Source organism: Aquamicrobium sp. YD-1-mutant5 (assembly GCF_059509755.1).
Genome location: NZ_JCAKKP010000002.1, coordinates 38,585 through 60,306, shown reverse-complemented (window position 1 = coordinate 60,306; position 21,722 = coordinate 38,585). Strand labels below are relative to the sequence as shown.

At 63.6% G+C, this 21,722-nt stretch carries 17 protein-coding genes; 2 read left to right on the top strand and 15 right to left on the bottom strand.

Going from position 1 to position 21,722, the window contains the following annotated elements:
- Nucleotides 1–2 precede the first annotated feature (2 nt).
- The 11 genes from AC5XE7_RS02945 to AC5XE7_RS02895 form a co-directional block, all read right to left on the bottom strand.
- Entirely contained in the window at nt 3–1,148 is a 1,146-nt protein-coding gene (locus AC5XE7_RS02945; RefSeq protein WP_495364714.1) for an efflux RND transporter periplasmic adaptor subunit, read from the bottom strand.
- 121 nt (nt 1,149–1,269) lie between these two features.
- Entirely contained in the window at nt 1,270–1,875 is a 606-nt protein-coding gene (locus tag AC5XE7_RS02940; RefSeq protein ID WP_495364713.1) for a TetR family transcriptional regulator, read from the bottom strand.
- Between the two features lie 698 nt (nt 1,876–2,573).
- The gene (locus tag AC5XE7_RS02935; protein ID WP_495364712.1) at nt 2,574–2,966 is read right to left on the bottom strand and encodes a Zn-ribbon domain-containing OB-fold protein; all 393 of its coding nucleotides are present in this window, start codon (nt 2,964–2,966) and stop codon (nt 2,574–2,576) included.
- Nucleotides 2,967–2,970: 4 nt separating this feature from the next.
- Nucleotides 2,971–4,122, bottom strand: coding sequence for a thiolase family protein (locus AC5XE7_RS02930; RefSeq protein ID WP_495364711.1), 1,152 nt, complete (start codon nt 4,120–4,122; stop codon nt 2,971–2,973).
- A gap of 2 nt (nt 4,123–4,124) precedes the next feature.
- On the bottom strand, nt 4,125–5,879 hold the full coding sequence (locus AC5XE7_RS02925) for an ABC transporter permease subunit (protein WP_495364710.1): 1,755 nt from the start codon (nt 5,877–5,879) through the stop codon (nt 4,125–4,127).
- Nucleotides 5,880–5,937: 58 nt separating this feature from the next.
- Complete coding sequence (locus AC5XE7_RS02920) at nt 5,938–7,014, bottom strand: ABC transporter ATP-binding protein (protein WP_495364709.1); 1,077 nt, start codon at nt 7,012–7,014, stop codon at nt 5,938–5,940.
- Nucleotides 7,015–7,018: 4 nt separating this feature from the next.
- A complete protein-coding gene (locus AC5XE7_RS02915) occupies nt 7,019–8,092 on the bottom strand; it encodes an ABC transporter substrate-binding protein (protein ID WP_495364708.1) in 1,074 nt (357 codons plus the stop codon).
- Nucleotides 8,093–8,139: 47 nt separating this feature from the next.
- Nucleotides 8,140–10,767 carry a hypothetical protein gene (locus AC5XE7_RS02910; RefSeq protein WP_495364707.1) on the bottom strand — a complete coding sequence of 876 codons (2,628 nt, stop codon included), beginning with the start codon at nt 10,765–10,767 and terminating at the stop codon, nt 8,140–8,142.
- Nucleotides 10,768–10,769: 2 nt separating this feature from the next.
- Complete coding sequence (locus AC5XE7_RS02905) at nt 10,770–11,765, bottom strand: dipeptidase (protein ID WP_495364706.1); 996 nt, start codon at nt 11,763–11,765, stop codon at nt 10,770–10,772.
- 31 nt (nt 11,766–11,796) lie between these two features.
- On the bottom strand, nt 11,797–12,486 hold the full coding sequence (locus AC5XE7_RS02900) for a 3-oxoacid CoA-transferase subunit B (RefSeq protein ID WP_495364705.1): 690 nt from the start codon (nt 12,484–12,486) through the stop codon (nt 11,797–11,799).
- Between the two features lie 9 nt (nt 12,487–12,495).
- Nucleotides 12,496–13,176 carry a 3-oxoacid CoA-transferase subunit A gene (locus AC5XE7_RS02895; RefSeq protein ID WP_495364940.1) on the bottom strand — a complete coding sequence of 227 codons (681 nt, stop codon included), beginning with the start codon at nt 13,174–13,176 and terminating at the stop codon, nt 12,496–12,498.
- A gap of 164 nt (nt 13,177–13,340) precedes the next feature.
- Here AC5XE7_RS02895 and AC5XE7_RS02890 point away from each other — a divergent pair, with 164 nt between their 5' ends.
- Nucleotides 13,341–14,249, top strand: a complete 909-nt coding sequence (locus AC5XE7_RS02890; protein ID WP_495364704.1) for a LysR family transcriptional regulator — start codon at nt 13,341–13,343, stop codon at nt 14,247–14,249.
- A 232-nt stretch (nt 14,250–14,481) separates the two neighbouring features.
- Here AC5XE7_RS02890 and AC5XE7_RS02885 read toward each other — a convergent pair whose 3' ends face one another.
- The 4 genes from AC5XE7_RS02885 to AC5XE7_RS02870 all read right to left on the bottom strand — a co-directional run bounded on the left by AC5XE7_RS02885 (nt 14,482) and on the right by AC5XE7_RS02870 (nt 21,067).
- A complete protein-coding gene (locus AC5XE7_RS02885; protein ID WP_495364703.1) occupies nt 14,482–16,443 on the bottom strand; it encodes a hydantoinase B/oxoprolinase family protein in 1,962 nt (653 codons plus the stop codon).
- A gap of 11 nt (nt 16,444–16,454) precedes the next feature.
- Nucleotides 16,455–18,476 carry a hydantoinase/oxoprolinase family protein gene (locus AC5XE7_RS02880; RefSeq protein ID WP_495364702.1) on the bottom strand — a complete coding sequence of 674 codons (2,022 nt, stop codon included), beginning with the start codon at nt 18,474–18,476 and terminating at the stop codon, nt 16,455–16,457.
- A gap of 76 nt (nt 18,477–18,552) precedes the next feature.
- The gene (locus AC5XE7_RS02875) at nt 18,553–19,512 is read right to left on the bottom strand and encodes an AraC-like ligand-binding domain-containing protein (protein WP_183831986.1); all 960 of its coding nucleotides are present in this window, start codon (nt 19,510–19,512) and stop codon (nt 18,553–18,555) included.
- A gap of 202 nt (nt 19,513–19,714) precedes the next feature.
- Nucleotides 19,715–21,067, bottom strand: coding sequence for a purine-cytosine permease family protein (locus tag AC5XE7_RS02870; protein ID WP_495364701.1), 1,353 nt, complete (start codon nt 21,065–21,067; stop codon nt 19,715–19,717).
- 297 nt (nt 21,068–21,364) lie between these two features.
- Here AC5XE7_RS02870 and AC5XE7_RS02865 point away from each other — a divergent pair, with 297 nt between their 5' ends.
- Entirely contained in the window at nt 21,365–21,715 is a 351-nt protein-coding gene (locus AC5XE7_RS02865; RefSeq protein WP_151654462.1) for an MbcA/ParS/Xre antitoxin family protein, read from the top strand.
- Nucleotides 21,716–21,722: the final 7 nt, after the last annotated feature.

Sequence of the window (21,722 nt, the reverse complement as noted above, 5' to 3'; positions counted from 1 at the left end):
GGTCAGTTCCCTTCGGCCGGCTGCACGGCCGCTTCAATCTTCTCGCGCACGATTTCCACGGGCGCGCCGGGGCCGATCTTCTGGAAGCCGGAAGTGATGATCTCATCGCCCTGCTTCAGGCCGCCGGTGATGACCCAGCGGTTTTCTGAAGCCGTCAGCACCGTGAGATTGCGCACGGCGACCTTTCCGCCCTCGACCACCCAGGCATGGGCGGCACCGGTCGTGTCGCGCATCACGGCGTTCTGGGGCACCAGATAGGCACCTTCGGCCACAGCCTGCGGCAGCTCCACCTCCACATAGAGGCCGGGCAGCAGCGTGTGTTCGGGATTGTCGAAGGTGACGCGCAGGGTGATCATGCCCGTCATCGGCTCCACCTGCGGTTCGGCCGCCCTGAGCTTTCCCTTGTGCTGGAACGCGCCGCCGGTCGGCAGGATCAAGGTTGCGGCATCCGCGCCGGGCTCTTCAGACTTGCGCGCCCCCTGCCAGCGCATGAGGTCGTTGGCCGACTGGGTGACGTCGACATAGATCGGGTCGAGCGTGCGGATGGTGGCGAGCGCAGTCGCCTGCTGGGCACCGACAAGTGCGCCGGTGGTCGTCTGCGACAGTCCGATAACGCCGGAAACCGGCGCGCGCACATTGGTGCGTTCGAGCTCGATCTCGGCGCTCATCAGTTGCGCCTTCGCGAGCTGCAGCGCGGCGTCGGCGGCATCGCGCGTGGCGTTGGCGCTGTCGCGGCGCTGTTCCGAGCCGGTCTTTGCCTGAAACAGTTCGTCGGCGCGGCGGGCTTCGCGCACCGCCAGATCATAGTTGGCCTGGGCCTGCGCGACAGTGGCCTTCGCCGCGGCTACGGCAGCGACATAGGTGTCGTCCTCGATCTTGTAGAGCTGCTGGCCAGCCTCGACCCGCGCACCTTCGTCGAACAGTCGCTCGCGGATGATGCCGGACACCTGCGGGCGCACCTCCGCGACCGTGGATGCCTTGACGCGGCCGGGCAGCCGCGCGGTCACCGTGAAATCCTGCGGTTCGGCTTTCATGACCGTTACCGTCGCCGGCGGTTGCTCCTGCGCCATGGATGCAAGCGGGGCAAGCCCGCTCAGAACCAAGGCGAAGACACCCGTTGCAGCGCTTCCTGTGAGCCTGTTTCGCATGGGAACTCTCTGATGAAACCGTTTTTGGGAGAATGTATTTGCGCTGGCGACAGCGCCTTTTGTTCCGGCTAGCCGGGCAGATCCGGCGTCGGCGGAGGAGGCAGCGAAAAGATCAGCGGGATCATTCGGATGCCCTCAGCATGGCAAGCTGCCCGCGCAACAGCTTGGAGCCAAGCTCCTTCAGCGGGAAGACTTTCTTGGCTCGCAGCCATTCGCCCAGAAGCCCGTTCATGCTGGCCATGAGCACGCCTGCCGCCTCGTCCGGCGTGAAATGGGGACCGAGCTTGCCCTGATCCGCCGCGATGCGCGTCAGGCGCGAAATCAGCCGGAACAGGCGGCAATTGGCATCGTCCATCCAGTCGGCGCTCTGCCCCCGGCCGGTATGGCTGGAGAGAATGCTGAACAGGCGCTGGCAGCTTTCATCTTCTTCGAAGACGGTCAGGGCCTTGATGCCGGCAGCTTCCAGAAACTCGAACGGATCGTCGGTGCTGCTGGTCTCGTCATAAGCGAGCAGTTCTTCCTGCGGCAACGAACTGCGCGCCTGCAACGCGCTCAGAAGATCGGTCTTGTCCTTGAAATGCCAGTAGAAGGCGCCGCGCGTGACGCCTGCAGCGCGTGAAATGCCGTCCAGCGTCGCGGCATCTATGCCGCGCTCCATGAAGACGCGCTCGGCCGCATCGAGGATGGCCGTTCGGGTCTGTTCCGCGTCTTCCTTGGTCCTGCGCATGACGACACCTTTCGGGCGATTTTATATACAAACAAGAATGTATGTAAAGTTTCATTTTTTCAAACGGGCGTGATTTTGCTCCTGTTTCCGATGATCGGCCGGCAACACGGATCACCGTGGCGCGATGCCCGCGCGGCGCTGGTGTCCCGCCCGTTGCGAGTAACGATCGCCAAGTCCGCCAGCCGCTGCATGGACTGCACACTCGTATGTGCTGGTCCTCATGCGAAGCCATCCGTCCCGGCCCACCCTTGCATCTGGCGGCGGGGTTGCGGCGCTGAGGCAAAAAAGTGCTGCATAGAAAGCACTACCTCCCGACGACAGATGCCGGCCCCCTCAGCCATGAACGACAGCCTCCGGAAACGGCCGTCCGGCACGCTGGTGATGGCCCGGCATTGACTGCCGGCCATCACGTCGCTGGCGATGAAGGTATCACCAATACAGGGGAGGCTCACTGCAACCGGACACCGGCGGCGTGCCGCCCGGATGGCGAGCGGCAAAGTTGGGAACGGCCCGGCAGGATCACTGAAGGGGCAAACCCGCGGCCCTTTTCCACCGCACCATCACCGGATCTCCCTGCCACGGCGCCGGCATTCCAAACGGTGCGACAGAGCCGGCTTCGACACCATTGCGTGTGGGCCACGGAAAGGCTGGTTCAAACCGGTCTTTCGCCAGGAAGTGGAGCGATGCTGCGTTCAGGGTCACGTCGGGAGCCTGAAGACAAGCGCGCTGGAGGCAGATGAAACCGGCTCGAAGCTGGCCAGAACCCTGTCGCCAATGGCTGCTGTTTCATCTTCGCCGAGCCTGATCTGCGTGTAGATGCAGATGCCTTCATCGAGCTGCACGATGGCTGTGGCCTCAGGCGGAGAAGCCCGGTGCATAACCGCGATGCTGTGGATGGTCCCATGGCCGGCGGACTGTTTCCAGCGCAAATTCTGCCCATGACAGTGCGGGCAGATGGCGCGGGGATACCAATGGTGCCGGCCGCAATCCTCGCAAAAGGGCAGGACCAGCCGGTTTTCGGCAGCCGCTTTCCAGAACGGCAGGGTTTCGGGCGTGCGCGCAATGAGCGCGGAATGTTCGGTCTTGCTCATCGGATCACCTCCGCTCCAGTATGGCAACGCTGCTGGCATGGCGCGAGCCGAGATAGCCGCCAATGCCGCTCACCAGCGCGAGTTTGCAGTCCGGCACCTGCACCTGCGGTGCCGCCTCTCCGCGCAATTGCCTGACGGCCTCGATCACCTTGGTCATGCCGCCCCGGAAAGCGGGATGGTTGCTGCACAGCCCGCCGCCGTCGGTATTGACCGGCAGCCTGCCGGAGCCTGCTATCAGCCCGCCATCCGCAACCATGCGCCCGCCCTGCCCTTTCGGGCAAAAGCCGAGGTCTTCCAGTTGCAGCAGCACGGTGATGGTGAAGCTGTCATAGATGGAGGCATAATCGATGTCGGCGGGTGTGACGGCTGCCGTCGCGAACGCCCTCTGGCCCGCTTCCGCCGCAGCGGTGGAAGTGAGGTCATAGCCCAGCGGCGGGTGGTAGCGAATGGCCTCGCCATGCCCTCTCAGCGTAATGAGCGGCCGGGCAAGCGATCTGGCGATCTCGGGCCTGGTCAGGACGAGCGCCCCGCCGCCATCACTGATCACGCAGCAATCCAGCCGATGCAGCGGACCCGCCACCAGCGGCGAGTTGACGACATCTTCAACGGTGACCGGTTTGCGCAGCATGGCATTCGGATTGTGCTGCGCGTGATGAGATGCGGCCACTTTCACCCAGGCCAGCTGTTCGCTGGTGGTCCCGAAATCATGCATGTGCCGTGCGGCGGCAAGGCCATAGAGCGACAGAACCGTGGGATTGAAAGGATGCTCGAACTGCAGGGCCGGCGCGGACAGATGTTCCGAGCGGCCATCGCTTTCCGAGCGCGGGCGCCCGGCCAGCGTCACCAGCGCGACGTTGCATTTTCCCGCGGCGATGGCTGCGGCTGCGTGGCCGAGATGGGCAATGTAGGAGGCGCCGCCACCCTCGCTGGAATCGGCATGGGAAAGCTCCAGGTTCATGTATTCGGCCATGGCGAGGGCGCCGCCCGGCGCATCCGAAGCGCAGAAATAGCCATCCACATCGGAAAAACTCAGGCCCGCATCCTCAAGGGCTTTGGCGGCCACCTCCGCGTGCAGGCGGGCCACGGATATGTCGGGCGCGTGGCGGGTGGGGTGCTCATGGATGCCCACGATGCAGGCAGTGTCACGAATGCCCATGGTCAACTCTCCGGTCCGGACAGGTTGAGTTTGCGTTCGCTTGCACGTCTCAGCAGTTCGGCAGTGATGAGAACGGCGGACAATGTGACAAGGATGACGGTGGACGCAGCCCCGAGGATCGGGCTGGCGGCCAGATACATGCTCGACCACATCTGGTTCGGAAGAGTGTTCTGCAGGCCGCCGCTTACGAACAATGCGATGTTGAGATCATCGAAAGAGGTGATGAAGGCGAACAGGCCGGCGGCGAAAAGGCCGGGGCGGATCAGCGGCAGGGTAATGTGCCGGTACACTCTTGCCGGACTGGCGCCGAGGCTACTTGCCGCCTGATCGAGCCGTCGGTCGTAGCGTTTCAGCACCGCGGAAACGGCGACGACCACATAAGGAATTGCCAGAATGCTGTGGCCGATGACGAGCGCTAAAGGCGTCGAGGCAAGGCCCAGCCTTGCAAGGAAGAAGAACAGGGCGACAGCCACGGCCATGCGCGGCAGGATGAGCGGCGCCATGATGAAACCGATCAGCAGGCCCTTGCCCGGGACCTGTTCGCGCACGAGGACGAATGCAGCCGCAGTTCCCGCCACCACGGCAATGAGGGCCGTCGCCAGCGCCACCAGAAGCGAGCGGACGGTCGCCGTCATCCAGATTTCGGACCCGAAGAATTCCGTATACCAGCGCGTGGAAAAGCTGGTTGGCGGGAATTGCAGGAACTGGCTGTCGTTGAAGGATACGGGAATGACGATGAGGGCCGGCGCCGCCAGAAACACGATGCCGGCAAGGCCGATGAACCGCAGGGTCATGCGGCTGCCCCGAAGCCCGCGTGGAATGAGCTTCGCCACGGCGTCCGTCAGATTGGCTGCTCCCGCCAGCAGGCTTCTGCCGGCCCTCGACAGGAGGCCGTCGCCGGCCTTGTCGCCGCGCGTGCCCTCCCCGCCCATCGCGACGGACCCGAAGACAAGCTGGAAGACGAGAAAGATCGCCAGCGCGGACAGGAACAGGATCACGGCCAGTGCGCCACCGACGCTCCAGTTCGACATTTCAAGCACCAGCCGCATGATGACCTGCGCGATCATGGTCTCGTTCGGGCTGCCGAGGATGGCGGGGGTGATGAAGAAACCGAGCGAACTGATGAACACCAGTACGGCGGCGGCGAGAACACCATTGAGCGACAGCGGAAAATAGATGCGCCAGAACGTCTGTGCTGCGCTGCCACCGAGCGTCGCTCCGGCCTGCACCAGCCGCCGGTCGATATTCTCCATCACCGCGAACATGGTCAGCACCGCGAGCGGCATTAGGGAATGGGTCATACTGACGACAACGGCCGTCATGTTGTTGATCATCTCGACGGGGCGCTCGACCAGTCCAAGGCTGACCAGAAGCTGGTTCACCGGGCCCTGAAAGCCGAAAATGATGAGCGCGGCGAAGGTCTTCACCAGAAAGCCGCTCCAGAACGGCAGCAGCACCAGAAGCATCAGGATCTGGCGGCTGGAAACGCTCGTCGTGGCCATCAGATAGGCGATCGGATAGGCGAGGACGACGGAGAAGACCGAAACCAGGCCTGATATGACGAGCGTGGTCTTCAGAGCCTTCATGTAGACGGCGCTGGCCAGAACCTTCTCGTAATTTTCAAAGGTGAAGGCCCCCTTCAGGTTGGTAAGGCTGACCGAAAGAAGCTCCAAGACCGGGTAGCCGAAGAAGACGGCCAGAATGATCAGAGCCGGCCACAGGGGGTAGTGGTGGAGAAACCTTCTGAGATGGGTCATGATCCGGGCCTTCCCGCGGCAGGTTTCATTGCTGACGACACTTTGCTGCTTTTGGAAATCAGAGCGGAATGCAGGCGTCCGCCGGCCAGTGAATGGTGACGGAACTGCCGGCCCCGACCGCGGCGTCATGCTGGCGGCGCAGCATCTTGGCCGTGAGCGTCTGGCCGTCCGCGAGGCGCAGGAAGTATTTCACCGCCTCTCCAAGGAAGACCACTTCGCTGACAATGGCCGGAAGACTGCCGACAGCCGCCTCCTTCTGATGGCCGACGATGACGTCTTCGGGCCGCAATGCCAGGGTAGCGGTTTCCTGCGCACGTGCCGCCGCCTGCGCCGGAAAGGACAAGCTCATGCCCAGAAGATCGACGGTCAGAGCGGAGGCATCGGATCTGGTCACCCTCGCCTTCAGGAAGTTCGATTCACCGATAAAGTCGGCGACGAACTCGCTGGAAGGGCGCGCATAGATTTCCTCCGGCGTGCCGATCTGGGCGATACGGCCCTCGCTCATCAGGCAGATGCGGTCGGACAGCAGGAGGGCCTCCTCCTGATCATGCGTGACCCAAAGCAGGGTGATCCCCGTTTCGCGATGGATGCGCTTGATTTCAAACTGCATCTGCTGGCGCAGTTTCTTGTCCAGTGCGCCCAGCGGCTCGTCCATCAACACGATGGACGGTCGGTAGACGATCGCCCGCGCCAGCGCGATGCGCTGCTGCTGGCCACCGGAGAGCTGGCCGGGCAACCGGTCTGCGACATGCGGAAGGCGTATCAGGTCGAGAACGCGGCTCACATCCTCGCGGATCTGTCTTTGCGACATCTTTCGCATGCGCAGCGGGAAAGCGATGTTCTCGAATACGCTCATATGAGGAAACAGAGCATAGCTCTGGAACATCATGCCGATATCGCGCAGGTGCGGCGGCATCTGCGTGGCATTCTTACCGCCGATCCAGATCTGCCCGCCATCGGGCATGGAAAGCCCCGCCACCATCATCAGCAGCGTGGTCTTGCCCGAGCCGGAAGGGCCGAGAAGGGTGACGCACTCCCCTTCCCGGACTTCGAGACTGGTCGGGTGCAGCGCCACGAAGTTGCCGAACTTCCTGGTGACAGACTCGATTTTCAGTTTGGCTGTTTCAAGGGTCACGATGTCATCCCATCAGCCAGGCTTCAAACCGCTCGTGCGCCTCTTCTTTGTTTGCGGCCCACCATGCGGCGTCTCCCTTGTAGGTGAGATCGACGCGGCCGGGTTCGGTCGGCAGCTTCGCCGCGATCTCCGGCGAGATGAAATCATAGGATTTCGGGTTGGTCGGGCCATAAGGCAGATAGTCGGTATAGGCGGCCTGACGGTCGGCCCTGGCGCAGAATTTGACGAACTGTCTGGCAAGTTCGGTCTTCGGCCCGCCCTTCGGCACCGACCAGCCATGCTCGATGAGGCTCGCCTGATTCCAGACGATCCGGACAGGCGCTCCTTCGTCGATGGCCACCTGAGCGCGGCCGTTGTAGCAGCTGCACAGATCAAGCTCGCCGGTTACGAGGAACTGCGAGGTCTGCGCGCCGCTGGTCCACCATGTGGTGATGTGGGGCTTGATCTCGTCGAGCTTGCGCAGGGCGCGGTCCATGTCGAGCGGGAAAAGGTCCGCCGGCAGCACACCGTCGGCAAGCAGCGCCTGCTCCATGACCTCCGCCTCGCGCACGAGACCGCGACGGCCGGGGAATTTTTCCACGTTCCAGAAATCCGCCCATGAAGACGGCGCTTCGTTCGGGAACGTATCGGTGCGGTAGGCAAAGGCCTGACTGTAGATGTCGATCACCATCCAGCCCGGCATGCGGGTGGCAGAGGGGATGAGCTGGCCGACATCGGGGCCGGAATAGTCGAGCGGCTCGACCATGTCGAGGTCGTGGAGCAGGATGGCGTCCTGCTCGCTCAGCGACACCACGTCCCACTGATAGGTGCCGGCCCTGATCTGGGAGACGACCTGCATTCCGGGCAGATAGGGGTGAACGACCAGATTGACGGCGATGCCGGTTTCCTTCGAGAAGGGATCAGCGAACGCCACCTTGAAGGCCTGCTCATAGGGTCCGCCGGGATGGGCCACCACGATGCTTTCCGCTGCCCGCGCCACGCCGGGCGCACCCAGTGCGGCATAGCCAAGCCCCATCACCCCGCCCTTCAGAAGGTTTCGGCGGCTGACATCGATCGTCTGCAATTTCCCGAAAGTCATGACTTGGTTCTCCTCCCTGTTGACCGGAAAGCACCGGCTTGTTCTTGTCAGTCTTCGTTCTCTTTATCGCCGTCATCGACGAGCAGGCCGAGGCCGGTCTGTTCGAGCGCCTGAAATGCGGAGCGGCTGATCCGCATCCCATGGCGTTGTGCTGCGAAACGCAGAGCGGCCAGTTGTTCCGCGCCGAAAAACCGCGGCGAAGCGATGTCGCCCAGCGCTGAAACAAGTGCCGGGCGCAGGTTGAGACCGGATGAAATCAGGGATGTCACCTGAAATCTTGGGTTCGCCGAAGCACATGACAACGCAGCCATGCCCGGTATGCATTCGGCAGCTTTGGTGAATATCCGATTTGCTTCTTCAGCCGATTGTGTTCCGCAGCCAAGAAGCCACGCCTCCCCATCACCGTCAGGGCCGGCGATAGTCAGCCCATGGCGCCCGGCGCCGCAACCGCTGTCATCATGGGTCCAGGCATGTATGGTCACATGACCCTTTCGCACTGCATCCAGCGTCAGGTGATCCAGCATGGCTGCCCCCGATGCGCCCCGCAAAGTCAGCGAGCAGGTTCCCGACAAGGCCGCGGCCCTTGCCATGGTCAGGTGAGCAGCGTCGAGAGCCGGCCCGGCGAGCGAAATGCCGGTCAGGTCATGGCTGCAGCCGTTTCTGATGAAACGCAGACCTGCGGCCTGAACCGGACGCGCGCGCCGCATGTCGCTGATGCAGGCATCGATGGCGTTGCCGTGCAGCGTTTCGCTGAACAGGACAGCGCTGGCGAGGCGCTCGGACTGTCCAAGAAAATAGCCTGTGGCAAGCAGTGCCTTCGACAAAAGCCTGTGCAGCTCGCGGGGCGAGCACAGGAGCATTTCGGTTTGCGTCGAAACGGGTGCTGGAGCCCCGGCTGTCCCGTCTGCTTCGGAAGCGGGCCGGCGGAGCGCCGGTGCCCCAACCGGAACCGGGGCTGCACCGTCATCTTCGGGAGCCAGTGGAAACGGCCAGTCGCCGGCATGGGTGCGCGCCGCGATTTCCGCCATGGTCGGTGCGCCCTGAAGGAAAGCGCCACGGGCCGATTTCGGCAGGCTGGGGTCGAGTTTCTCCATGCCGTAGAAGGCAAGGCTGAGGCGCATCGCGGCGAAAGGGCGAAAGCGCCGGTCGATGAGGTTGTCACGAAACTCGGCATAGTCCAGTTCCGCGCAACTCTGCACACGGGCCGCAATGTCGCGCAATTGCGGATGGTCGCTCACGAGATCGGCGGCCATCGCGCCCACGTAGCCCGCCGTCGCGTTGTAGAGCCGGCGGACTTTCCAGGCGATGTCCATGCGCGATTCCACTTCGGGCCACGGAGCGGTGGCGCGAACCGTGCGGCGGGGATCGAGCGGCGCGGCAACCGACCGGTACCACGCATAATGACTGGCGTCGGGATCGCTGAAATCGATCTCCAGCGCCCAGTCATATGCGGTTTCGATCGCCCTGCGCAGTTCCGCGATGGGCTGGGCCGGTCTGACATGAGGTTCCGCAAGGCAGATCAGGTCATCGCTGAAGCGTGCGGCCTCGCTCCCGGACAGAAGCTCGATGGCGATGGCATGGAAAACCTCGGCAGTTTCGGCGTTGCAGGCCGCGAGCGCAGTGTCGAGGGCATCCGGAAGCCCGGCGACGGAGCCGGCATCCCTGATCAGCCCGCGCAGACCCGCCAGCTCCCGGGCCGTCTGCGAAGACGGGCAATAGATGCCGTTGCCGCTGCGCTGATCCGCGCTGAACCAGGCGATCGCCTTGTCGAGCAAAGGGGCGACGAATGTGCGCAACAGAAGAGGTTCCGCCGCCAGCCGGTCACGCGCCAGAGCCAGCGCTTCCTCGAAGCTGCGGCACCAACGGTCGATGACCACGGGGTTGTTGACGATGAAGGGCACAAGCCCCGCGCCGGCGGCATTGCCCACGCCGATGAAGCGCTTCAGTGCCGGTGCCAGCGACACAGCCTGCGGATTGCGATGCCGTGCCATGGTTTCCAGAAGATCGAATGTATATTCCCGCAAGAGCAGCGAGGAGACCATCTGCACTTCATAAGGCCGGGCGAAGGGATGGCCAGCCTCCAGTCCGGCGAAGGGGCGCATGCCAAGCGCCCCGTTCGCGATGACGCCGGTGGTGCGCAACGCATAGCCGACGTCTGAAATCAGCGCTGCCGAAGGCTGAGAGCCCTGCGCAAGGCTCTCCACAATGTGGCTGAACAGCCTTGCGCTGCGGTTGCCGCGCAGCGTGCACAACGTGTCATAGTCGAAGCGGCCATGCCTTTGTTTGGGTGTTTCACCCAACAGCATCTGCTCGCGGGCCGGCGACCAGTCGCCCTCGCACAGAACCGCGGAAGCATCCCAGTTGCGGCCGGCACTGTGATCGGTCTTGGCGGAAGGATCGAAATTTTCGGAGACCACCAGAAAATGGAACCGCTGGCCATCGACCACCAGACGGTAGAGGCAGCTGCCGACGCCCTCTGCATCGAGGTCGATCCGCACTCGTTCAAACGAGCATTCCGAATTCAGCAGGCGTTCGACTGCGGTGCGCCCGAAGCTCAGGCGCGAAGGAAAGGCGGCAGCGGCGCGGGCCGGCGACATCACCAGTGCCGCAGGGCGCAACCTGCCGTGCGGGGTGATGTCGTGACGTGAATTCATGGCTGCCGGCCTTTCATCCATGGTCAGCGTCCGGCCACGGGGATCGTGGCGTCACGCACGAAGGTTTCGCGGTAAACCCGCATCCAGTTGCCGGACAGGATCTTGTCCGCTTCCTCCTGAGAGAAACCACGGGCTTTAAGCGCTGGCCGGATCTTTTTGAAGTCGCGGCTTTCGAGGAACCACTCGGGGTCGTCGACATTCCCGGGCTTCTGCGCCGATCCGGCCCCATAATTGACACCGCGCGTCCATCTGCCCCGGCGCATCCAGTCGAGGAACTCCGGGCCGGAGCCGTAACTGCGGTCGGTGCCGATGCCGACGTGATCGATTCCCACGATGTCGACGGTTCGCGCCACCATCTCGGTCCATGCCTCGACCGTGCTGCAATAATAATCGCCGGTGATGTTGCGGTATGTGGCCAGACCGATGACGCCGCCATTTTCGGCAAGCGCCTTCAGGACATCATCCGTCTTGTTGCGCACATGGGGAAACAGCGAATGAGGGTTGGCGTGGCTTACCGCCACCGGCTTCATCGAATGTTCGATGGCCTCAAGGCTGGTGCGGTTGCCGACATGCGACAGGTCGATGAGGATGCCGCAGCGGTTCATTTCGCGCACCACCTCCCGGCCGAAACGGGCGAGACCGGAATCGTGCTCCTCGTAGCAGCTGGCACCGAGTTCGTTCTGGTTGTTGTAGGTCAGCTGAATCTGGCGCACGCCAAGATCGGCAAACAGATCGACCAGCCGGATGCGCCCTTCCAGAAGGTTGGAATTCTGAAATCCGAGCACCACGGCGATGCGGTTGCTCTCCTGCGCCGCGATTAGGTCTTCCGCGCGCGTGGCGACAAGCGCCACATCTGCGCTTTCATGCATGAGGTCGCGCCAGCGGCCAAGGGAGTCGAGCGACTCCAGCGTTCCCTCCCAGAACCCGCAGGTCACGGTGACGCAGCCCAGTCCCCCATCGCGAAGATCGCGAAGAACCTCGGGCGTGAAGGTGCCGCATTGCAAGGCGTCGATGATCATCCGTTTCTCCTCCCCTCAAGGGGTCCCTGTTTCACTTGTCGCCGTAGGTCGCGCCGCGCCATGCCTCCCCGAAGACAAGGGGCGCGTCCGTTATGGCCTGCAAGGCTTCGCACGACAGGCCCGGCAAGCTCTCGATGACCTGGAAATGATCGCCGCATGGCTCCAGCAGGGCATGGCTGGTGTAGATGCGCGAAACGACGCCCGCCGCCGTGATCGGCATCGAGCAGGCGCGCGTAAGCCGGCTCGTGCCCTTGCGGGTGAGGTGCTCCATCGCAACCCAGATCCGTCGCGCTCCCGCGGCAAGATCCATGGCACCGCCAACAGCCGGCGCGGAACTGGCAAGCGATGTCGTCCAGTTTGCGATGTCGCCATTGGCAGCCACTTCGAAGGCCCCCAGAACGCACAGGTCCAGATGGCCGCCACGAACCACGACAAAACTGTCGGACTGACTGATGAACGCCCCGCCGTCCAGCAGCGTCACGAATTCCTTGCCGGCATTGACCAGCCACGGATCGATGCTGTCCTGCGCAGGGGCCGGTCCCATGCCAAGGATGCCGTTTTCGCTGTGCAGGACGATTTCGCGATCCTGCGGCAGAACGTTGGCGACGAGAGTTGGAATGCCGATGCCCAGATTGACGCACCACCCCTCCTCGATGTCGCATGCGATACGGGCTGCGATGGCGGAGCGGGCCAGGGACTGAATGTGTGTGTGCAGGGTCATGATGCTGTCTCAAAAGGTCGGCGGATCGCCGTAGGGAACGTGGATCACGGCGTCGACGAACACCCCCGGTGTGACGATGGCTTCAGGGTCGAGAGCACCAAGCCCGACCATGTGCTGCGTCTGGACGATCGTCCTTTCGGCGGCGGTGGCCATGACCGGGTTGAAGTTGCGACCGCTGCGGCGGTAGGTCAGGTTTCCCCAGCGGTCCGCCTGCCAGGCTTCGACCAGTGCGATGTCGGCCTTCAGGGCATATTCCAGCACATGCTCGCGTCCATCGATGGTGCGCGTCTCCTTGCCCCCGGCAAGGGCGGTGCCCACTGCCGTCGGCGTAAAGAAGGCCGGTATTCCGGCGCCCGCTGCACGCATCCGCTCCGCAAGAGTGCCCTGAGGGACGATCTCCAGCTCCAGCAGACCGGCATTGTAGAGTTCTTCGAACACCACCGGATCTGAACTGCGCGGAAAGCTGCAGATAACCTTGCGGACCCTGCGCAGCTCCAGCAGCCGCGCCAGCCCCTCTCGTCCGACGCCGGCATTGTTGGCCACGATAGTGAGGTCGCGGGCGCCGTTTTCGATAAGGCCGTCGATGAGGGCCAGTGGCTGGCCGACGGCGCCGAAACCGCCGATCAGCACGGTCGAACCGTCCTCGACATGGCCGAGCGCAGCAGCGGCGGAAGTGTGAAATTTGTCGATCATGCTTTCGTTCAATGTTTGCCAGCCGGCCGGAAGTGGCGGCTGATGACCTCAGACTGAGGCGTGCAAATCCATTTGTCCAATTTGTTGAATTTCAGTTTTAACAATGTTTGTTTATCAATGAGCGGCACCTTTGGGGCCCATGCGAGTGGAGGAAAGCGGGTATGGACGTGACCATCAGGCAGTTGCGGGTGTTCCAGAAAATCGCGATCTGCCGCAATTTCCGCATTGCTTCCGAGCAGCTGTCGATCTCGCAGCCTGCTCTTTCCATTGCCATAAAGCGGTTCGAGGATGGACTCGGCGCCACCCTTCTGGACCGGACGACGCGTCGGGTCAGCCTGACGAAGGAGGGCGAGTGGGTCGCGGCGATCGCCGACCGCGTGCTGTCAGATTTCGACCGGACCATCGGAGAGCTGCGCCGGGGATTGAAGGATCGCGGACGGCAGGTGACGATTGCCGTCTCCGTCACCTCCATCATTCCCGTCTTCTTTCCGAGCCTCCTGAAAGAAGTGTCACGCACGCGCCCGGACCTGAAGGTCCGCGTCCTGTCCGGCCTGTCGAGCGAAGTGCGCAAGCGCGTGGAAATCGGCGATGCCGATCTGGGCATCGTGTCGACCCGCGAGCAGGAAGGGATTTTCACGCATCAGGAACTGATGCACGACCCGCTGGTGATGATCGGCCGCAACGACATGGCCATCATGGCTGAACGGGGCCCGGTATCGCCTTCACAAGTGCGCGGGCAATCCATCATTGCCTGGGCGGAGGGCGGCGGCATGCGCCAGATCATCGACCGCGATCCCGAACTGAAAGCCGCCATGCAGCAGGCCAGCTACGAACTCTCGGACTGGCAGGCGATCGAAGGCATGATATGCGAGGGCATGGGCATATCGATCGTGCCGCGGCTCGTGGCGGAACTCGTGCGCAAGGATTCCATCGGCTTCAGGGAAATCGAGGGGCACCGCATCGGCCGTGACGTTTTCCTGATCAGCAAACGCGACACAGCCCTGCCCGCCGCCGCCATAACCCTGAAGGCGCTGCTGGAGAAATATGTCTCGGAAACCAACCTTCGCTAAGCATCGGATAGACGCCAGACGCCGGTGACGGGACTGGCTTCCTCCTCCGCGAGGACAGCTTCATCGCAGGGAAACATGTTTCCATCATGCAGGACGGGAGCATGCAGACCTGATCTGCTGGCGCAGGTCGGGGAAACTCCGGAGCGGCGTCCCCGAGGCGGCGGGCGGCATCCCTGCGGCCCGTAAAACCTGCCGCCGGACCATAAAGTCCGGCGGATCGACATCGGCTGTTTCAGGCTGCCGCCCAGCAGGAAGCGGTGCGCTTGTGGTACATCTCGCGGAACTGCTCCGTGGATTTCGGCAGAAGCGTGCCCTTGTCCCAGGCGAGGATCACCGCATAGCGCCGCACCGCATCGAGCGCATTGATCTTTCCGGCCTGGAACAGGGCCGCCACCTCTTCAGGCGGGGTTGCGATCCAGCCGTTGCGTTCCGCCCGGATGCGCTCGCGCTCTTTCTTCGTCGCCTCCGCATCGATCTCGTATTCGCAGATTTCGGGATCGACCGGGGTGATGACCACGCCGTAGTCCAGCGCGGCGCGCTCCACCGAGACATAATCGTCGATGACGTCCTGCAACACGCGCTCGGGGTCGCGCTCAAGCGGATCGCCGAAGCCGCCGCCGCCGGCGGTCGGGCGGCCGAACTCGTCGTTCTGCCCGATGACGACGTTGGAGAACACCGAGCCCAGCCATTCGGGCTTGTCCGAGCCGTGACGGCGCAGCGTCAGCCCATGCGGCATGGATGGCAGGCCGCCTTCGATGCCCCACACCACGGCGCGCTCGCGGTCGCAGATGTAGGAGATCACCGTGTTCTCGGCCTCCAGCATGACGGAGGTTTTCTGCACGCCCGCACCGCCGCGCCATTTGCCGGGGCCGGCGGAATCCGTCAGCACCTCGAAGCGCGTGGTCATCATCGGGTTGGCGCGCTCCTGGCCCTCCACCGGCTGCGCCATCAGCCCGGTGCCGAAGCAGGCGGTGGTGACGTTGCAGCCGTCGCGGCCATTGCGCCCGCCCCAGCCGCCCGGCAGCCAGTCGTAGAACATGAAGATCGGCTTTTCGGGGCTGCGCGCGTCGCGGCCGCCGGTCAGCAGATATTCGAGGTTGAAGGCGCAGGCGATGGCGCGTTCGGGCAGGATCCTGGACCACATCTCGTAGATGGCGTTCATGATCTTCTCGAACGGCATCAGGAAGCCCGTTACCGCCACCGGCCATCTGGCATCGACGATGGAGCCTTCGGGAGCCGTGATGTCGAACAGGCGGTAGAAGCCGCTGTTGAGCGGCAGGTCGGGGAAGAAGGTCTTCATGCCCGCCGCCACGGCGGAGAAGGTGGAGCCGAAGGCGGAATTGTAGATCGAGCCGATGGTGGCGTGAGAGCCGCTGAAGTCGTAGCTGACGCGGTCGCCTTTGATCGTCAGCTTCACCCTGATCGGGATCAGCCCCTCTTCGCCGGCCGGGTCCTGATCGATGAAGTCCTGTGTTTCCCACTCGCCGTCCGGCAGGGCTTCGATGCGCTGGCGCATGGCGCGCTCGACATAATCCTGCACGGCGGCCATGCCGAGCTTTATGGTGTCGACGCCATATTTGGCGACAAGGCGCAGGATTTCGCGCTCGCACACCTGCGTGGCCTGTGCCTGCGCGTGGATATCGCCGATGATCGAGGCCGGGTCGCGGGTGTTGGAAGCGATCATCCGGGCGACGTCCTCGCAGAAGCGGCCCCCGGCGAACAGGCGCACCGGGGTGATGCGCATGCCTTCCCTGAACATGTCGGTGGCGCTGACGTCGAAGGAGCCCGGAACCGAACCGCCGAGATCGGACCAGTGACCGTTCGACTGCGAGAAGGCGATCACTTCGCCGTCGTGGAAGATCGGCCGGATCAGGCGCACGTCGTTGAAGTGGGTGCCGCCGGCATAGGGGTCGTTGATGGCGTAGACGTCGCCCGGATGCATGTCGCCGGCAAAGGCGCGAATCACCTCCTTGCAGGTGAAGTGGAGCGTGCCGACATGCACGGCGATGTCCTGGTTGCCCTGCGCCACGCAGTTGCCTTCCGCGTCATGCAGCGCGCTGGAGAAGTCGCGGTTGTAGATGACGAAGGAATAGCAGGTGCGCAGGATCTGCTCCGCCATCTGGTCGACGGAGGTGATGAAGGAGTTCTTCAGCACCTCGAAGGTGACGGGATCGAGAGTTGGCTTGGTCAGCATCTTGGTTCCTCTCAGACGCGGATGATGATGTTGAGATACTGATCGACTTCCGCCTTGGTGCCGGGCGGCACCACCACGGTGGAGTCGAGCTGCTCGACGATGGCCGGTCCCTCGAAGCTGAAGCCCGCCGGCAGGTCGTCGCGGTCGTAGACCGGCGTATCGTGCGGCTCGTCCGGCCCGAACCAGACCGGGCGGCGATGAAGCGGCGCGGGCACGACGCCGGTCGGCTCATGCTTCGGCAGTTCGGCCTTCGGCACGATGCCGGTGGCCTTCAGGTTGAGGCGATAGAGGCTGACCGGGGTTTCGTCGCGGCGGAAATTGTATTCGCGCTTGTGCTCGCGATGGAACGCCTCGACCAGATCGGCGATGCTGGTGACAGGGGTCGGCGCATTCACCGCCAGCGAACGCCACTGGCCCTGATACATCATGTCGACGCTGCGCTGGAGCACGATGTCGCAGGGCTCGACGCCCTCATGCACCAGCCGGTCCACCGCATCCTTTTCCATGCGGGCGAAATCGGCCTCGATGGTCGCGGCATCCGCTTCGGAAGCCGCCTTGATGTAGCTTTCGGAGAAGTCGTGCTGCATGTCGACGAGCAGGCAGCCGAGCGCCGAGGTGACGCCGGGATTGGGCGGCACGATTACGGCGGGGATCGACAGTTCCTTCGCAATCGCGGCGCCATGCAGCGCACCGGCCCCGCCGAAGGCGACCAGCGCGAAGTCACGCGGATCGTAGCCGCGGCTGATCGAGATCAGCCGAACGGCATCCGACATGTTGGCGTTGGCGACCTTGATGACGGCGTCGGCGGCCGCATGAATGGACAGGCCGAACGGTTCGGCGACGCCTTCCGTCACCGCCTGCGCGGCCAGTGCCGGATCGAGCGTGATCTTGCCGCCGGCAAGGCTGGTGCCGAGACGGCCGAGCACCACATTGGCATCGGTGTTGGTCGGCTGCCTGTTGCCGTGGCCGTAGCAGGCCGGTCCCGGATTGGCGCCCGCTGATTGCGGGCCGTTGCGCAGCGAACCGGCCTCGTCGCGCCAGGCCAGCGAGCCGCCGCCGGCGCCGATGGTCAGCACCTCGATCGAGGAAAAGCGGATCGGATAGCCATATTCGATGAACCAGTCCTTGGTGACGCGCGACTGCCCGTCATAGGCCAGCGACACGTCGGTGGAGGTGCCGCCCATGTCGAGGCCGATGGAGTTGCGGAAGCCGCACAGCATGGCGATCTGGCGGCTGGCGATGGCCCCTGCCGCAATGCCCGACCCGGCGAGGCGGGCGGCGAAATCCTCGACGCTCTTCGGCGTCATCACGCCGCCGCCGGTGTGCAGCAGAAGCAGGTCGCGGGTGTAGCCGTCCTCCTGCAGGCGCTGGCCGAGCCGTCTGGTGTAGTCCACCACCACAGGGGTCAGGACGGCATTGGCGACGGTGGTGGAAAAGCGCTCGTGCTCGAAGATTTCCGGCAGCACTTCCGAAGAGGTCGACACGGGAACGTCCGGCATCGCCTCCTGCAGGATTTCCTTCATGCGCTTTTCATTGGCGCCGTTGACGAAGGCGTTCATGAAGCACACCGCCACGGCGGCAACGTTGCGGCGCTTCAGGATGCGGGCGACTTCGCGGGCCGCCGCCTCATCGAGCGGCCTGACCACCTTGCCGGCGGCATCGACGCGTTCGGGCACCGTCAGCCGGTCGCGGCGCGGAATGTAGGGCGGCACCACGTCCTTGTAGGTGTCCCAAAGGTCTTCCTTGTTGGCGCGGCGGATTTCGATGACGTCGCGAAAGCCTTCGGTGCAGACCATCGCCGCGCGCGGCAGGCGGCGGGTGATCAGCGCGTTGGTGGCGACCGTGGTGCCGTGCGAGAACAGCGCCACATCGGCCATGTCGACGCCCGCCTTGGCCACGCCGCCGAGGATGCCGTCGATCGGGTCGGGGGTCGAGGCGGTCTTCTCGATCCGGATGCTTCCGGATTTCTCGTCCATGATACAGACATCGGTGAACGTACCTCCGACGTCGACCGCCACACGCAAGCTGGGCATCGTGTTCTCCTTTTTGGCAATGTAATGGGAAGGGCGCGCCGGCAGCGCTCTCAGCTGGTTATGCCGGCGCTGTCAGTCAGGGCGATGTCATGCGGCTTCGCTCTCTCGTCCCGCTTGGCGTTTCACCGAACTCGGCGCGATAGAGCCGGCTGAACTGGGCCTGATCGCTGAAGCCCCATTCATAGGCGATCTCCGAAACCTTCTTCCGGCAGGCGGGATCGCACAGCATCTGCCTGCACATCAAAAGCCGCTGCAACTTCACCCATTCGCTCACCGAGCGGCCAAAGCCGGTGAAAAGCTGGTGCAGATAGCGCACGGAAATGCCACAGGCGTCGGCAATGGTTTGAGGGCTGAGCGAGGGGGACGCCAGATTGAGACGGATGAAGTTCTCCACGCGATACAGATGCGCCATCTGCACGGAGGACGCATTGGCGTTGAGCATCTTTTCGTCGGCGGAAACCGCCATGGCGAGCATGTCGACCAGATGGCGGCCGGACATGGTGCGCGCCTGATCGTCCATCTCCTCCAGCCGCGCGGCGACCAGACGCATCATGTCGACGAACAATGCGCCCGCCCCGCAGGTCGCGTCGAAGCTCAGGGACGCCAGCCGCTCCGGCAGCACGACGCGCGAGCGCAGCACGCTGCCCGGCACCTTCAGCACCCACAGCGCATTGGCCTCGGCATAGGAGAAATCATAGGGAAGATGGCTGCGCTCGACCAGTATCTGGCCGGGCTTGCAATGCGCCTCGCGGCCATCCTGCAGGAAATGCACGTCGGCGCGTTCCGGCACGGTGATCAGGTAGCTTTCGTCGCGCTCGTGCAGCAGATGGTGCTTGTGGCGGCGATAGAGCAAGCCGTCCGATGCCAGCCGCGACAGCGACAGCGTGCCGAGGTTCCAGTTATTGAGGGAGCCGTCGAAGCGGGGCTCGTTCCTGAAGGTCAGGTCGAGCGAGAAATAGGTCTGCGATACGGCTTCGTTCCAGTAACGCTTGCGCGCGGCAGGACTGGCATCGGCGGTGGAATATCTGATGTCCATTCGAACCTCCCATTCCGTGGTCAGGCGCAATATCGCGCCGCCGTCGAACACATTTCCCCGGAACCCCGAGCTATCGTCTCCTGCAATAGTCTCGTCATAGGAATACGCTAGTTTCGCCATGCTGCCGAGTCTTGCATCTGTGTGCACCCTGTCTTGTGTCCGGGCGCACCCGCCGGCCTGAACCGGCAGGTGCGGGGCGTTGTCATCCTGCCGCAAAGAACCAGGATCGCCTGGCGCTGCGCAGACCCGCCGCGTAGATTGCGAAAGCGACGACAGCCGTGGCCGGAGCGGAAAAATCCGCATAGCTTCCGCCCGGGACGTGGAGCAGGATGCCGATGGCGGCCGCGCCGAACCATGCGGTGAGGCCAAGCGGATTGAAGGCCGGCACCTGTTCGGATCGGTATTCCACCGTACCGCCGGAAAGCCGGTCGTAGCGATCGCTGAGAATATGGGCCATGGCGACCGCCACCCATGCGACGACGAATATGCCCTGATAGGCCAGCGCCTGAAGCAGATAGGCGAAGACGTCGGCCAGCATCAGCACATAGACGATGGCGCCGACGGCAATCGCCCAGCCGATCCGGCCGAAGGGCATTTTGCCGAAGGCCGCGACCAGCGCCTCCATGTTCACCGCCGCCAGATAATAATTGGCGGTGTTGATGCGGGTCTGGGTGATCCACACGAACGCCAGCCCCCAGATGCCCATCAGCTTGAGAAGCGCCAGCAGCACCGAAACCTCCGTCGCGCCGACATCGGGCACCGTGGCGACCATGAACATGCCGAACAGCCCGCTCACCACGAAGACCATCAGGTAGAAGGGCGTGCCGAAGTTGAAGTAAGCGTGATAGTCCGCATCCTCCTGCCGGCCGAAACGGGCATAGTCGAAGGTGAACATCATCAGCACCCACACGCCCATATAGGCGACGAAGCAGGACCACCAGCCGGAAGCGGGCGCGCCGCCCTCCGGGCCGAGATTGAGCCATTTGTCGCTGTAGCCATATTCGCCGATGGCGAGCGCCACCGCCAAGATCAGGCCAAGAATGTAGAAGGGCAGCAGCACGCCGTTGAACTTGTCGAGCCAGCTCTGGATGCTGCCGAAGATCAGCGGCACGCTGTAGAGCACCACGATCAGCGCCGCCACCGGATAGGCGACGGACGGAAACACCGTGTTGATGCCGACCGCGATCACCGAGCCCTCGAACACCGCATAATAGATGGCCGTGGCGCAGAAGATGAGCGTGGCGATGCCCGCGCCGACATTGCCGAACAGCACGCGCGAGAACAGGGCGACCGACAGGCCGGTCCTGATCGCATAGCGGCTCAGCACCGCGTTGACCGCGGAATAGGCGATCACCGACAGCACCATGCCGATGATGGCATTTTTGCTGCCGAAGCCAAGCGCGAGCGCCGCGCCGACGACAATATAGAACAGGGCGCTGCACACGGCCCACCAGGCCATGGTCAGGCCGAATTTCGGCATGCGTGCATTCGGCGGCACAGCCGTCGTCGAGAAGTCGAGCGTATCGACCTCTTCCATCGAAATCTTTCCGGACATGGGTTTTTCCCCTCGCAGCGCGAAGCCTCGTCGCGATATGTGCGCTTCCGAGACGTTCCCGAGCCTCGTTGACACGGCCCGCTCTTTCTTGCGGAGCGGACTGCCGGTGTCTTTTGCACCGTGCAGCCGGAAAGCTAGGCCCTGCGTAAAAGCTTGTCTTTGCCGGCAGGGAACGATTGTTTGCACGACAGCGCATATGCGGGTTGCCGAAGCCGTCCGCCACGAACCATTGAAATCCGGAAATTCTGACGCTATGTTGCGTCATAATAATTGGCATTCCCGAATGGAGGCAAGCAGATGGGTCTGGCTCAGTATGCCGATGACGGACTGTTCTCGCCACGCAAGATCGCCAGCGCCTTGCGCACGACGAGCGAGGAGATCGCGCGCACGGCGGGGCTCGGCAAGGATGCGATCCAGCGCAAGGACCGCATTCGTTCGGACAAGACGCAGCGGCGCCTGCGCGAGATGACCGAGATCGTCAACAAGGTCGAGCCCCGGTTCGGCTCGGCGCTCATGGCCTATGCGTGGTACCGGTCGGAACCGCTGCCGGGCTTCTCCGGCCTCACGGCCATGCAGCTTGTGCGCGACGGCCGGGCCGACGAAGTGCTCGACTATATCGACGCGGTCGACGCCGGCGTGCACGCTTGAAACGCAG